We start from the raw sequence: 13,073 nt of genomic DNA, 5'->3' as shown, positions 1-13,073 counted from the left end.
CAGACTTTTTATTTTTTGTTACACACGTAACAATATTTATTATAATGATTCCAAGCTTGTGTATCAACACCTTTTTTCCAAATTTATCACAAAAAAAGACGCCGGTATATTGGCGTCTTTTGGTTTTTTATAGAGCCTCAATCAGAAATGACTCCGACGATATCTTTATCCTTAACCGGTCCAAAATGGCGGCTGTCAAAGCTGTAAATACGATTATCTCCAATTACAAAATATTGTCCCTTTGGCACCGCATCTTTACCTATTGCTTCCTTTAGCGTAAAATCTCCGGTCACATGGCTCCCCGCAGATACGGATTTTAGAGATTTCAAAAAAGGTTCTTTAACCTGTTTTCCATTGACATACAGCTTATCATCCCGATATTGGATAGACTCCCCTGGCAAGCCGATCACCCGTTTGATCAGCACCTTTTTTTCCGGGCCTTTAAACAGCACGATATCAAAACGGCGGATGGTTTTAAAGCGATGCGAAAACTTATTGACCATCAGCTCATTCCCTTCCTGAAAGGTCGGTTTCATACTGATGCCTTCAACTTTATAATCAATAAAAACAGCATTTTTAGCCTGAATGACCAGAACCACACACACCACACCGGCCATGAACCAAAACCGTTTTTTCAAAATTATTGTCTCCCTCCGTCGTTTTCCTGCTGACTGGCTCTCACATGTAAACGCCGTTCCACTCTCTTGCCGACATACCATAATACAACAATGACCAATACGGCAATGATTGTCCGAATAGGCTGAGTAATCAGCGCGTGGAGATCATAACCGATGAAGCTGATCATAAAAATCATAACAAGCTTCCCCGAAGCCGCCGCCAAAATAAACGGCCGCATTCCAATCCTTGATAAGCCGGCGACGACATTCACCGCTGCTGACGGCGTAAAAGGGAAGCAAAGCAGAATAAACAGCGGTCCAAAGCCGCGCCTTTCCACCCACTGCATCAGCTTTCTGACTGACTGATGTCTGCGGATAAATCCGAGAATTCTCCTCTGCCCGTATCTGCGGACGATAAAAAAAACAAGCACCGATCCGGCAGTTGATCCCAGCCAGGACAAGATAAACCCTTCCCACAATCCGAAGGAATTCGTATTCGCCACCACAAAGACGATCAAAGGCAAGAAAGGAAGAAATGCTTCAATTAAAGGAAGCAAAACAGCAATCAACGGACCAAAAGCCCTGTAGCTCTGAAATAATTCAGTTAAACGATCCTCAGTCAAATAAGAAAAAAAATGCTCCAACATTTATACTCCTCATCAGGTTTGTCTATCCTTATTCTACACATTATCGGCAAAAAACTAAAAAATTTCGGTCTTTTTTCTCAGACCTTGAAACATTTCTTATGCCGATATAGAATACAAATAAGAACAAACGTTCCCAAAGAAAGAAGGGACTTACATGCCAAACACAAAGGCAGAAGTATATGACATCATTGAAAGGGCGCTCTTTTTGCCGATGGCCATCACGATTTTAAACCGCGACCTGGACAGCATCGGAAAAAGCACACTCAAACTGAAACAGCCCTATATACAACTTATCAAACAATCAATAAAAATAGCACAAAAGGATTTGATCGGCATACGACAAGAACTGCGGAAAAGGAAGATTAAAATTCATCAGGCGGACCGGGATGATGCGTTTACGTTTTATGTGTTCGCCATCAACGGGTACGAGGAAAATCACCGTTACTTCAATCCGCGGATTCGGGAGCAGGTAAGCGGATTACTGGAGCATTATTTATTTGCGGCTGAAAAAAGCAACTGACGTAAATTATAATTAACAGACAATTCACACTATACAAATTGAAACATTTTATTTATAATTCGAAACACGTATTATTAACCCCGTCAGCCGAACCCTTGATTTTCGACAGATAAGGAGGAGCATTATGAAACTGATTCATGTACTTGCGGCTTTACCCTTTATCGGAATTTTATTCGGGATTCAATTTGCCAACAAAGTCACTCCTTACCTTTTCGGTATGCCCTTTATTCTTGCTTACATTGTCATGTGGGCGCTCTTGACCTCTGTACTGATGACCATTGTATATGTCTTGGACAAGGAAAATAAGGAAGGTGGGACAAAATGAATGCAGCGCTGATCATTATTTTTAGTGTACTCTTATTTTGCATGTACCTTGGCATACGGGCCAAAAAAGGAAAAGATATGAACCTTGAGCAATGGACGGTCGGAGGACGCGGGTTCGGCACTATCTTTGTCTTTTTGCTTATGGCGGGAGAAATTTATACCACCTTTACATTTTTAGGCGGAAGCGGCTGGGCTTACGGCAAAGGCGGGCCGGCCTTTTATATCATCGCTTACGGTTGTTTGGCCTATATCATATCTTATTGGCTTCTACCAGCCGTCTGGACATATTCTAAAGAGCACAAGCTTATGTCACAATCCGACTTTTTCATCAAAAAATATGATAGTCCTCTGCTGGGCATCATTGTCTCCTTAGTCGGAATTGCGGCGCTGATTCCTTATCTTGTTTTACAGCTGAAAGGGCTCGGGTTAATTGTATCAGAAACATCCTACGGGCAAATCACCCCGGCTGCGGCCATTTGGATCGGGGCCGTTTCCACCACGGTTTATGTTATGGTTTCCGGCATTCACGGGTCGGCTTGGATATCGGTTGTCAAAGATATTTTAATATTGGTCGTGGCTTTGTTTCTCGGACTTTACCTGCCCTTTCATTACTATGGCGGTTTTCAGGACATGTTCCAACAGCTCGACGCGGCAAAACCCGGCTTTCTCACCCTGCCGGAAAGCGGACAGGGCGTCTCTTGGTTCAGCTCAACCGTATTATTAACAGCACTCGGATTTTACATGTGGCCCCATACCTTCGCAGCTTCCTATTCAGCGGAAAACCCAAAAGTATTTCGGAAAAATGCCATGATTATGCCTTTATATCAGCTTGTCCTGTTATTTGTCCTTTTTGTCGGTTTTGCTGCGATTTTACAGGTTCCGGGATTGAAAGGTGCGGATGCGGATTTGTCTCTCTTGAGGCTGTCTCTTCAGACATTTGACCCTTGGATTGTCGGGGTCATCGGAGCAGCGGGATTACTCACGGCTCTTGTGCCGGGCTCCATGATTTTAATGGCCGCCTCCACATTGTTTGCCAAAAATGTGTATCAGGCACTTGCTCCGAACACCGCTGAACAGCACGTGACAACATTGGCGAAATACACCGTTCCCGTTATTGCTCTGATTTCAGTGTACTTTACATTCAAAGGCGGAAACACCATTGTCACTCTGCTCCTGATGGGATACAGCCTTGTCACTCAACTGTTCCCGGCACTGCTTTTCAGCCTGCCGAAACACCGTTTCGTGACAAAACAAGGCGCTTTTGCCGGCATTATAACAGGAGTCGGCGCAGTCGCATATATTACGCTGACCGAAACGACAATCGGAACATTGCTGCCGTTTTTGCCTCAAATGATGAAAGATTTGAATGTAGGCATCATCGCCCTGCTGCTCAATGTTACAGTTATGATGGCTGTCAGCATGTGGACAAGGAAAACAAAGGCCGGCTCAGCCGGTCACGCATCGTATAATAAAAAAGCAATCTGACATGTTCAGATTGCTTTTTTGCCGGTATTACCGTTCGCACGCGATGTAATCCTTATCACGGTCGCTCTTTTTATTAGCGTCATACAGCGCCTTTGAGACGTAAGGCTTGTACTTCGTTTTTCCGCCTTTATTCTTCACCTTAGCTGAACGGGCAACCCCGCCCTTATAATCTTTGTTCAGCGCTTTACAATTTTTATACGTCTTCACCTTTGTCTTTGCTTCTGCTGTATGATCTGCCCCGTAAGAAAAACCGAAAATCAGGCCTAAGCACAACAGAACGGCAGCTGCCTTTTTAAACATCTCATCCATCCCCCTATTTGCAGTTGTTTCATAGCTAGATTTATCATAATTGAAATAATCGCCATTTACAATATAAATAGGAAGAAAGATTGAGATATCAAGCGCATCTTTTTGGCCGGCTCAAGTATGATCTTTGATCAAACTTCAGCGTTCACACATCTTCAGCCGCACATTCATAATAGGATTAACGTTTTGTGGGCCTGTTCCCATTATTCCCTCAGTACCGCTCGCCCAGCTCGCGCAAAATAAAATCATAAATCATCCGCGTGCGTTCTTCCTTCGGGTACAGCATGAATTCCTGCCGTTTTGGCGCGTGTTCGACCCGGTCTTGGAATTTTGTTCTGAGCCATGCCGTGCGGTAGACCTGGTTTTCGAACGAATTGCAGGAGACCGGGAGCTCCATTGTTTTTCCATTGGAAAAGGTCACAGCTGTATCGTCGAATTCCGTGGCTTTAAATTCTTTTACATGCACGTGTGAAATCCAGCCGCATTGGGGTCTTGTTGAAGAAAGTGTAGGGAATAAAAAGATATGGTTGGAAAGGTCCACCATGATCGGCGGCTTGTGAGAAATGTTAATCACTTCATAGGTTCCCGCTTTTCTTCCCGCATAACTTGAGCCAAAGTAACGGCAGCTTCGGTCGACAATTTGCAGCGGCTTCATGCTGACATAAAACGTGCAGTCCTTTTCAATGATCTTTGAGTACATTTTCCCGTTCATCGGTTCGGGCAATACGGCGATTGTTGAGCTGTTTACTTCGTAGGTGTCTAGGGGTGCGTCAGTTTTCTGACTCATGATACTTCCTCCATTTCTTTTTTTTGCAAAATTTATACTTAATAATCTATCATCAACGTAAATAAAACGACAGGATTTTTTTCAAAACAGTTCAAAATAATCTTTTAAAGGTAGTTATTAGTTCTATATTACTATTTAAAATAATATTTCTTCTTATCACCGATACTATTTTCTATCTTTCTACCCTTTAAACATTTGTTCCTCTCCGCTTTTTGCAGGATATGTCGATATTTTTCCAAGTATTAGTTGTCTAAAAATTATAAAAATTTATTGATTTTTCTGACCGTAATCCATATACTTAAAAAAAGGCATTGGGGGGATTCTTTATGAAAGAGAAAAAATCGTACACTGAGCTCATGAAGTCCCGCAACACGCAAAAAACAAAAGAATTTGATGTAACGATGATGGATATTTACATTCAAATGGTGCTCGATGAATCCTTGTTTAAGCGTCGGTTGACCATGCTGACTGATAAAATCAATAAAGCGTTAGATGAAAAAGATAAAGAAGCGTTCCTTACGCTCTCTAAAGAATATGCCGCTCTCAAGCAGAGTGAATAAGCCAATCCTACATGGATTGGCTTTTTTATATTATCCGTTTACAATTGTTCCCCCGTTGACATGAATCGTCTGCCCCGTTACATAAGTCGAGTCATCACTGGCTAAGTATAAGTAGCTTGGAGCCACTTCAACAGGCTGTCCCGGCCGTTCCATCGGCACATCTGAACCGAAAACTTCTACATCTTTAGCCGCAAAGCTTGCCGGAATGAGCGGAGTCCAAATCGGACCGGGCGCCACAGCATTTACCCTGATCCCCTGTTTGACAAGAGATTGAGAAAGCGACCGTGTGAACGTAACAATGGCTCCTTTAGTTGCTGAATAATCAATCAGCCTTTCATTTCCTTGATAGGCCGTGATGGAGGCTGTGTTAATAATCGAGCATCCTTTTTTCAGATGCGGCAATACAGCCTTTGTTAAGTAGAACATGGAGAAGATATTGGTCTGAAATGTTCTGACCAGCTGGTGGCTTGTGATTTTTTCAATACCTGTCTGCACATGCTGCTCTGCCGCGTTGTTCACCAGAATATCAATGGACGGAAACGCTTGGCTCGCCTGTCTTACGATATCATTACAAAAAGCTTCATCTCCGACATCGCCTGCAATCAGCAGACACTTCACGCCTTCGTTCTCTACATATTGCTTCGTCTCTTCCGCATCCTTATGTTCATTTAAATACACAATGACAACATTTGCGCCTTCCTTAGCAAATAACACAGAAACGGCGCGTCCGATTCCGCTGTCGCCTCCGGTGATAATAGCCGTTTTCCCCTCCAGCTTCTTCTCTTTTTTCGGCTTATCAAACACCGGCCGCGGGTCCATGACATATTCAAAACCCGGCTGCTGGTTCTGATGCTGGGGCGGCAATGTTTTCTTTTTTTGATTCGTCAAACGTATCACTCCTTTCTCAATAAACCTTTTTATTTTATGAAAAAAGAAAGCTTTCTATCACATGATTTATTAGATGTATGAATATGAGCATAATGGAAAAATTAAGAATAACTTGCAAGGGAGGTATTATTTCGTGACTACTCAACCGTTTTCACACGACAACGCTCCGGAGTCATATTGGAGAGCATCAGCGGATGTCCCCTCTTTTCCCGAACTTCAGGAAGATACAGAAACTGATGTGACGATTATCGGCGGCGGAATAACCGGAATCACTACAGCCTATGAACTGACAAAAAGAGGCTTCCGTGTGACGCTGATTGAAGCCAATCAAGTTCTGAACGGAACAACAGCCCATACCACGGCAAAAATCACGGCCCAGCATGACTTGATATATGACGAGTTAATCAATCATATCGGCATGCCAAACGCGAGGCTCTATTATGAAGCCAACCAAAAAGCGCTTTTTTACATTAAAGATATTGTGAAGGAGAAACAGATTTCTTGCGATTTTACAGAACAGGATGCGTATATTTACGCAACGAGCGAGTCATCTGTCAAAAAAATCAGGGACGAGCACGAGGCCTATACAAAGCTTGGGATAGAGCGGGAACTTGTTAAGGAACTGCCTGTCCCCGTTGATATCAAGTTGGGGCTTGTCATGAAGCATCAGGCTCAGTTTCATCCGCTGCTTTACCTCACAGCCCTGCTTGATGACATCGTAAAGAACGGCGGGCGGATTTTTGAGCAGACAGCGGCGCTTGATATTAAAAAAGGCGTGCTGCCTGAGGTTGTAACTAAAAACAGACACGCCATTAAAAGCAAATATATTGTATGCTGTTCACACTTTCCTTTTTATGACGGCGGCGGGTTATATTCTGCCAGAATGTACTCTGACAGATCTTATATTCTTGCAGTTAAACCGAAAATCGAATACCCGGAAGGCATGTATTTAAGTATTGATCAGCCGTCAAGATCGCTCCGATATACCGAGATGAACGGAGACAAGCTTGTTCTGGTGAGCGGTGAAAGCCACAAAACCGGTCAGGGAAAAGAAATGTCAGAGCATTACGAAGCGCTGAAACAGTTCGCAGAAAACACAATCGGAATTGAAAGCATTCCGTATCACTGGTCAACCCAAGATCTTGTCAGCATTGACAAAATCCCATTCATCGGGCCGATCTCAAAAAACGAAGACAATATCCTTGTCGCCACCGGGTTTAAAAAATGGGGGATGACAAGTTCAGCCGTTGCGGCAAACATCTTGTCTGACCATATTGAAAACAAACAGAATTCATACGCAAACATCTTCACTCCGTCCCGTTTCCATCCCGATCCCGGCTTAAAAAAGATCATTTCCTACAATGCCGATGTCGCCAAGCATTTCATTAAAGGAAAGCTTGAAAAACCGGATGTGACACCGGAGGATGTAGAAACGGGAGAAGGAAAAATCGTCACCGTAAACGGCAAAAGAGCCGGTGCATATAGAGATGAACAAGGGTGCTTGCATCTCGTTGATACGACCTGCACGCATTTAGGCTGCGAAGTTGAATGGAACGACGGCGAGCACACATGGGACTGCCCGTGCCACGGGTCCCGCTTCAAGCCAAACGGCGAGGTGGCGGAAGGCCCTGCCATTAAGCCGCTGAAACAAATAAAGAATGACTAAAACCGTTCATGCTTGCAGAACGGTTTTTCTAATTCCGCTAAAAAATCAAATAATAGGAAAATATTTTGCCCTATTACCTTCATTCATGCTCCCCGTATACCGATAAAAAAGAAAAAGGCAAAATAGCCAAAGAGAATATGATCTGGGGGACCACACATTGTTATTTAAAAAAGACAGAAAAAAAGATACGGCTTATTTTTCAGCTTCACCTGTTCAAGAAAAAAACCGGATTCAACTGACAGATCGGTTTTCAGATGTAAAAAAACAACTTAGAATGGTCAGATTAGAGGATGCAGAACTCCATGTCTTACAGGAACTGCAGCCTCTGATTAAAGAGAATATAGTAAGTATCGTAGATGCTTTTTATGAAAACTTGGGTCATGAAAGCTCTTTAATGGACATCATTAATGACCACAGCTCGGTCGACCGCTTGAAACAAACGTTAAAACGGCATATTCAGGAAATGTTTGGTGGCGTGATCAATGATGAATTTATTGAAAAAAGAAACAGAATCGCCTCGATTCATTTAAAAATCGGGCTGCTTCCGAAATGGTACATGGGCGCTTTTCAGGATTTGCTGCTCTCCATGATCAGCATTTATGAACGATCCATTTCAGACCATCAAGAGCTTCTTAAAGCCATCAAAGCAACGACAAAAATATTAAATCTGGAGCAGCAGCTTGTACTTGAAGCATTTCAAGATGAGTACAGACAAAGCCGGGATGATCAAGAGGAAAAGAAAGCCGTTCTTCACCAGAAAATCCAGGAAACATCCGGCTCATTGGCAAATCTTTTTTCAGAAACAACACGTTCCGTACAGGAGCTTGTCGACAAATCCGAAGGCATCTCTGAAGCGTCCAAAGCGGGCACTGTTACTTCTATTCATGTAGAAGAAAAATCAATCGGCGGAAAAAAAGAATTGGAAATCCAGCAAAAACAAATGAACAAAATTGACAGCAGCCTTGTCCAAATTGAGAAAGAAATGGAGAAGCTGAATGATATCGCCCAACAAATTGAGAAGATTTTCGGCATCGTCACCGGCATAGCCGAGCAAACGAATCTTCTGTCTTTAAACGCCTCGATTGAGTCGGCACGGGCCGGTGAGCATGGCAAAGGCTTTGCCGTTGTCGCCAACGAAGTTCGAAAACTTTCTGAAGATACGAAAAAGACAGTTTCGACAGTATCCGAACTCGTTAACAATACGAACACGCAAATCAACATCGTGTCAAAGCATATTAAAGATGTGAACCATCTTGTAACGGAAAGTAAAGAAAAAATGGCTCAAATCAACCGCCTGTTTGATGACATTGTCAACAGCATGAAAGTCAGCAAAGACCAAACCGGCAGAATTGATGTCGATCTTCAAGCCTTTCTCGGGGGCCTTCAAGAAGTGAGCCGTGCAGTTTCCCATGTGGCTTCTTCTGTAGATTCTCTTGTGATTTTGACAGAAGAATAGAATAACAAAAAAACCAGCCTTACATCGGCTGGTTTTTTGTTATTTCATTTGTTAACCGAATTAAAATAAAAGCTGACATATAAAACAGCGGCGTTTAAAGTATAACCATATTTTACAGAGTTGGAGGTTACGAGATGATAAAACTGATAGATACTTGCTGGTGTCAAGTTCAATGCTTTTTCATAAAATCATATAATTTCATGCAAAACGCAAAAAAATGATGCCAAATGTCCGATCGCTCTCTTTTTGAATTTACATTTATATCCTTTTGGGTGTATTATCAGATTATTTTTCTTACCATTTTGTCTTCCGATCATCTATTTGAACCTCAATGAGAGAATGCCGTGTAAAGGGCCCGTATATGACGATCACCCCTCGCTGTTAAAATTGGGCAGATTCAGAAGGTTGAAAGAACTGATTCACCGCTTCATCGGTTACATCTGAAACGTGTTGATATTCATAGTTCGGTGATTGATCACGGTCGATAAGGACGGATCGTACACCTTCAAAGAAATCGTTATGCTTCAAAAAGTTCTTTGCCAGTACCAGATCCGTGGCAAAGCATTCTTCCAGCGTTTTATGCTTGCCGTCGATCAGTTGTTTTAGCGTGATCTTCAATGAAAATGGAGACTTGGAAAGAAGCAGTTTTTTTACATTCACGCTAAAATCGCTTCCCTCGCTTTCGTCGAGCGACTGAAGGATCTCTTCCAACGTATCAAATCTAAAATGATGATCGATCGCTTTTTGATAAGAAGCGAGCTTGCTCTCTTGAGGTGGCTCCGCTTTACATTCCCCGATCATCTGATCAAGCCTTTCCTCAACGTTTACAAGGTTCCAGTCCGTATGTTCCACTTTTTGGATCAATCGCTCTAAAGCGCCGCTCTCCATGTAGATGTCTGCACCGTTCATATACAGCACATCAGCGGCATGGATGACAGACGCCGTTAATCCGAGATATCGCCCCAAGTGTCCCGGAGCTTTGTTTAAAAAACAGGCTGCGCCGACGTCGGGAAAGAAACCGATATTCATTTCGGGCATCGCCCATTTCGTCCTCTCCGTCACAATCCGATGACTGGCCCCATACGTCAGGCCTACCCCTCCACCCATCACGATGCCGTCCAAGCAGGCGATGACCGGCTTCGGAAATTGATAGACTGCCATGTCGACCTCATATTCTTTTTCGAAAAATCGCTCTGCATCTTGCAAAGCCGATGTTGACGAACGAGCTTCATAGAGTGCCTTAATATCGCCGCCGGCACAAAGCCCTTTTGGACCTGCGCCTTTGATGACCACGACAGAAACGCTATGATCTGTCTTCCATTCTCTTAATTTTTCACCAATCAGCCGAACCATTTCATAAGATAGTGAGTTGAGAGCTTTCGGGCGGTTCAGAACAATGGTTGCGGCTCCGTTTTGATTGACGGAAAACAAAACTTCATCGGACATCTTGATCCTCTCCTTTTATGAATGGTGAAAGTCTGGTTTGCGTTTCTCAACAAATGCGTGGATTCCTTCTTTGGCATCGGACGTCAAAAACAGCTCGGCAAACCTTTTTCGTTCCCTTTCCAGCCCTTGTTCCATGCTCTCGTTGCTCCCTTGTATGATACATTCCACTGCCCGCATGACACTGGTCATGCTTTTTCCTTCCAGAAATGACGCCGCGACAGCTCTTGCCGTCTTCAACACTTCTTCTTTCTTCACGGCCAGCTTCGCGATCTTAAGCTCTACTGCCTCATGAGCTGAAAGTGTTCGGCTCGTCAGGATGAGATCAAGTGCTGTGGCAGTATCTGTTATATTGCGAAGCCGCTGTGTACCTCCAAACGCTGGAATCAGACCGAGCTTTAATTCCGGAAGACCTACTGTAGCCTGATCTGATATGATTCTGAAGTGGCAGCTCATCGCCAGTTCAAGACCTCCGCCAAGAGCTGGTCCGTTTATCGCAGCAATGACGGGTTTTTTTAGCGCTTCGATTTCATCACAGAGCGCCTGTCCTCCTTCGGCGAGCGCCAACCCTTGTTCCTGGTCCCCTAATTTTGAAACGAATTCTTTTATGTCCGCTCCTGCCGCAAAGAAGCGGCCCGCTCCTGTAATGATAATCGCTTTTGTATCATCATCTTGGGCCAGTTCCTGAAAAAGGGATCGCATTTCAGCGATACAGGAAGAGGATAGTGTATTTGCCGGCGGATTGTTCAATGTGACGGTCGTGATATCATTTTCCTTTTCAAGCGTTATATATTTGTAGCTCAACATTTATCCCTCCCGATTGAAGCTAGCTGTTCAATAGAAAGACCCCTCTAAAGGTTTTGTCCTGCAATTAGAGGGATCCTATTTTAGAGATTCTCAGGTTAAAACCAGCGTTCGGTGACGACTTTTTTGCGTGTGTAAAATTGGACGCCGTCTTTTCCGTTTGTCCCAAGATCTCCATAGAAAGAGGCTTTATTCCCTGCGAAGGAGAAGTACGCCATTGGAGCCGGTACATTGACATTCACGCCGATCATACCGGCATCAATTTTGTCGCGGAACTGCTGCACGCTTTTGCCGCTCGACGTGTAGATCACAGCACCGTTGGCAAAATTGGACTTATTGGCAAGTTCGATTCCCTCATCAATGTCTTTTACTCGTACGACACTCAATACCGGCGCGAAGATTTCGTCCTGCCATATTTTCATGTCCGGGTTCACATGATCGAAAATGGTGGCCCCCACATAGTATCCTTCCTGAATATCCGGATCGCGTCCGTCTACGGCCAATGCGGCGCCTTCTTTAATACCGCTGTCTATATAATCAAGGACGCGGTTTTTGTGGACTTCACGTATCAGCGGGCCGACAAAGTGATTCTCGGATCTGCCGTCTCCTGTTTCCAGCTTTCGTGTTTCAGAAACGAGCAATTCCATAAATTCATCGGCGATCTCATCAACGACCGCTGCCACAGAGCATGCCATACAGCGTTCCCCGCTGCTGCCGAACGCCGCTCCAATGATGCCCTGTACTGTTTTTTCAAGATGGCAATCCGCCAGGACAATCGCATGGTTTTTAGCGCCGGCAAGCGCCTGAACGCGTTTTCCGTTAGCTGTACCCGTTTGATACACATGCCTTGCCACCGGCTCTGAACCAACGAAGGAAACGGCTTTGATATCTTCATTCTCCAATATACCGTTCACGACATCCTTTGCTCCATGTACGAGGTTGAGGACACCTTTAGGAAAACCTGATTCATAGAACAGCTCTACCAGTTTCTCTGCGAGTATAGGTGTACGTTCTGAAGCTTTTAGGACGAACGTGTTTCCGCACGCGATGGCGAGTGGAAACATCCACAGGGGAACCATCATTGGAAAGTTAAATGGCGTAATTCCGGCAACGACTCCTAAAGGATAGCGCCAGATCGATCCATCGATGCCGTTTGCTATCCCGGGCAGGGATTCTCCCATCATTAAAGTGGGTGTTGCGGTCGCAAGCTCAACGACTTCGATTCCCCGCTGCACTTCTCCGCGGGCATCCTTTAACGTTTTGCCGTTTTCCATCGTAATGATTTCTGCCAACTGTTCTTTTTGCTCTTGAAGAAGCTGCAGGTATTTGTATAAAAGTCTTGACCGGTTGGGCACAGGCACCAATGACCAAGTCTGATAAGCATGTTGAGCGGCCTGTACGGCGCGATCTACATCCGCTCTCGTAGATAGAGGTACATAAGCGATTATTTTTCCGTTTGCAGGATTGATCACTTCTTCGACTTCGGCGCCTGTAGAATCAACCCATTCTCCATTGATGTTGTTCTGCATTTTTTTCATATTGGTTGTCAACATCTGCTTTATCACCTTTC

Annotated in this window: 14 protein-coding genes and 1 pseudogene; 7 read left to right on the top strand and 8 right to left on the bottom strand. The window is 44.1% G+C overall.

Annotated elements, in window-relative coordinates:
* Window positions 1–137: 137 nt before the first annotated feature.
* Window positions 138–638, bottom strand: a complete 501-nt coding sequence (gene lepB, locus AAHT65_RS12560; RefSeq protein WP_003327688.1) for a signal peptidase I — start codon at window positions 636–638, stop codon at window positions 138–140.
* Window positions 639–640: 2 nt separating this feature from the next.
* Entirely contained in the window at window positions 641–1,264 is a 624-nt protein-coding gene (locus tag AAHT65_RS12555; RefSeq protein ID WP_010788162.1) for a TVP38/TMEM64 family protein, read from the bottom strand.
* 154 nt (window positions 1,265–1,418) lie between these two features.
* Between AAHT65_RS12555 and AAHT65_RS12550 the strand changes: the two genes are divergently transcribed.
* The 3 genes from AAHT65_RS12550 (at window position 1,419) to AAHT65_RS12540 (ending at window position 3,593) form a co-directional block, all read left to right on the top strand.
* Entirely contained in the window at window positions 1,419–1,784 is a 366-nt protein-coding gene (locus AAHT65_RS12550) for a hypothetical protein (protein ID WP_094231765.1), read from the top strand.
* A 124-nt stretch (window positions 1,785–1,908) separates the two neighbouring features.
* On the top strand, window positions 1,909–2,109 hold the full coding sequence (locus AAHT65_RS12545; RefSeq protein ID WP_003327692.1) for a DUF3311 domain-containing protein: 201 nt from the start codon (window positions 1,909–1,911) through the stop codon (window positions 2,107–2,109).
* A complete protein-coding gene (locus AAHT65_RS12540) occupies window positions 2,106–3,593 on the top strand; it encodes a sodium:solute symporter family protein (RefSeq protein WP_106359821.1) in 1,488 nt (495 codons plus the stop codon). Before AAHT65_RS12545 ends, AAHT65_RS12540 begins: the two co-directional genes overlap by 4 nt.
* Before the next feature lie 27 nt (window positions 3,594–3,620).
* Here the strand turns inward: AAHT65_RS12540 and AAHT65_RS12535 are convergent, their stop codons facing one another.
* Both AAHT65_RS12535 and AAHT65_RS12530 read right to left on the bottom strand, forming a co-directional pair.
* Entirely contained in the window at window positions 3,621–3,893 is a 273-nt protein-coding gene (locus AAHT65_RS12535) for an excalibur calcium-binding domain-containing protein (protein ID WP_003327694.1), read from the bottom strand.
* Between the two features lie 217 nt (window positions 3,894–4,110).
* A complete protein-coding gene (locus AAHT65_RS12530) occupies window positions 4,111–4,686 on the bottom strand; it encodes a competence protein ComK (RefSeq protein ID WP_010788160.1) in 576 nt (191 codons plus the stop codon).
* A 326-nt stretch (window positions 4,687–5,012) separates the two neighbouring features.
* Here AAHT65_RS12530 and AAHT65_RS12525 point away from each other — a divergent pair, with 326 nt between their 5' ends.
* Window positions 5,013–5,246, top strand: coding sequence for an IDEAL domain-containing protein (locus AAHT65_RS12525; protein WP_003327696.1), 234 nt, complete (start codon window positions 5,013–5,015; stop codon window positions 5,244–5,246).
* A 30-nt stretch (window positions 5,247–5,276) separates the two neighbouring features.
* On the opposite strand, the gene AAHT65_RS12520 is transcribed toward AAHT65_RS12525, so the two are convergent.
* Window positions 5,277–6,134 (bottom strand): SDR family oxidoreductase, encoded by an 858-nt coding sequence (locus tag AAHT65_RS12520; protein WP_003327697.1) that lies wholly within the window; start codon window positions 6,132–6,134, stop codon window positions 5,277–5,279.
* Window positions 6,135–6,207: 73 nt separating this feature from the next.
* On the opposite strand from AAHT65_RS12520, the gene AAHT65_RS12515 reads away from it, so the two are divergent.
* The 3 genes and pseudogenes from AAHT65_RS12515 (at window position 6,208) to AAHT65_RS21640 (ending at window position 9,256) form a co-directional block, all read left to right on the top strand.
* Window positions 6,208–7,800 carry an FAD-dependent oxidoreductase gene (locus AAHT65_RS12515; RefSeq protein ID WP_373422320.1) on the top strand — a complete coding sequence of 531 codons (1,593 nt, stop codon included), beginning with the start codon at window positions 6,208–6,210 and terminating at the stop codon, window positions 7,798–7,800.
* 274 nt (window positions 7,801–8,074) lie between these two features.
* Window positions 8,075–8,452: pseudogene (locus tag AAHT65_RS21645) on the top strand (protoglobin domain-containing protein); the annotation flags it as partial.
* Window positions 8,453–8,740: 288 nt separating this feature from the next.
* On the top strand, window positions 8,741–9,256 hold the full coding sequence (locus AAHT65_RS21640; RefSeq protein ID WP_371176577.1) for a methyl-accepting chemotaxis protein: 516 nt from the start codon (window positions 8,741–8,743) through the stop codon (window positions 9,254–9,256).
* A 381-nt stretch (window positions 9,257–9,637) separates the two neighbouring features.
* On the opposite strand, the gene AAHT65_RS12505 is transcribed toward AAHT65_RS21640, so the two are convergent.
* The 3 genes from AAHT65_RS12505 to AAHT65_RS12495 all read right to left on the bottom strand — a co-directional run bounded on the left by AAHT65_RS12505 (window position 9,638) and on the right by AAHT65_RS12495 (window position 13,056).
* Window positions 9,638–10,702: an enoyl-CoA hydratase/isomerase family protein gene (locus tag AAHT65_RS12505; protein WP_106047340.1), complete on the bottom strand. Its 1,065-nt coding sequence runs from the start codon at window positions 10,700–10,702 to the stop codon at window positions 9,638–9,640.
* Between the two features lie 15 nt (window positions 10,703–10,717).
* Window positions 10,718–11,503 (bottom strand): enoyl-CoA hydratase-related protein, encoded by a 786-nt coding sequence (locus AAHT65_RS12500; RefSeq protein ID WP_035175435.1) that lies wholly within the window; start codon window positions 11,501–11,503, stop codon window positions 10,718–10,720.
* Between the two features lie 98 nt (window positions 11,504–11,601).
* Window positions 11,602–13,056 carry a CoA-acylating methylmalonate-semialdehyde dehydrogenase gene (locus AAHT65_RS12495; RefSeq protein WP_106047341.1) on the bottom strand — a complete coding sequence of 485 codons (1,455 nt, stop codon included), beginning with the start codon at window positions 13,054–13,056 and terminating at the stop codon, window positions 11,602–11,604.
* Window positions 13,057–13,073: the final 17 nt, after the last annotated feature.

This window comes from Bacillus atrophaeus, assembly GCF_039519175.1.
GTDB classification, from domain to species: domain Bacteria; phylum Bacillota; class Bacilli; order Bacillales; family Bacillaceae; genus Bacillus; species Bacillus atrophaeus.
The sequence above is the reverse complement of the archived record's forward strand: the minus strand, read 5'-3'. Positions and strand labels throughout refer to the sequence as shown.

What these genes read in the sequence shown, in the direction of transcription:
- AAHT65_RS12505 (WP_106047340.1), bottom strand. Translation starts at nt 10,702, where the DNA reads ATGTCCGATGAAGTTTTGTTTTCCGTCAATCAAAACGGAGCCGCAACC.
- AAHT65_RS12495 (WP_106047341.1), bottom strand. Translation starts at nt 13,056, where the DNA reads ATGTTGACAACCAATATGAAAAAAATGCAGAACAACATCAATGGAGAA.
- AAHT65_RS12540 (WP_106359821.1), top strand. Translation starts at nt 2,106, where the DNA reads ATGAATGCAGCGCTGATCATTATTTTTAGTGTACTCTTATTTTGCATG.
- AAHT65_RS12530 (WP_010788160.1), bottom strand. Translation starts at nt 4,686, where the DNA reads ATGAGTCAGAAAACTGACGCACCCCTAGACACCTACGAAGTAAACAGC.
- AAHT65_RS12550 (WP_094231765.1), top strand. Translation starts at nt 1,419, where the DNA reads ATGCCAAACACAAAGGCAGAAGTATATGACATCATTGAAAGGGCGCTC.
- AAHT65_RS12515 (WP_373422320.1), top strand. Translation starts at nt 6,208, where the DNA reads ATGTATGAATATGAGCATAATGGAAAAATTAAGAATAACTTGCAAGGG.
- AAHT65_RS12525 (WP_003327696.1), top strand. Translation starts at nt 5,013, where the DNA reads ATGAAAGAGAAAAAATCGTACACTGAGCTCATGAAGTCCCGCAACACG.
- AAHT65_RS12535 (WP_003327694.1), bottom strand. Translation starts at nt 3,893, where the DNA reads ATGTTTAAAAAGGCAGCTGCCGTTCTGTTGTGCTTAGGCCTGATTTTC.
- AAHT65_RS21640 (WP_371176577.1), top strand. Translation starts at nt 8,741, where the DNA reads ATGAACAAAATTGACAGCAGCCTTGTCCAAATTGAGAAAGAAATGGAG.
- AAHT65_RS12555 (WP_010788162.1), bottom strand. Translation starts at nt 1,264, where the DNA reads ATGTTGGAGCATTTTTTTTCTTATTTGACTGAGGATCGTTTAACTGAA.
- AAHT65_RS12545 (WP_003327692.1), top strand. Translation starts at nt 1,909, where the DNA reads ATGAAACTGATTCATGTACTTGCGGCTTTACCCTTTATCGGAATTTTA.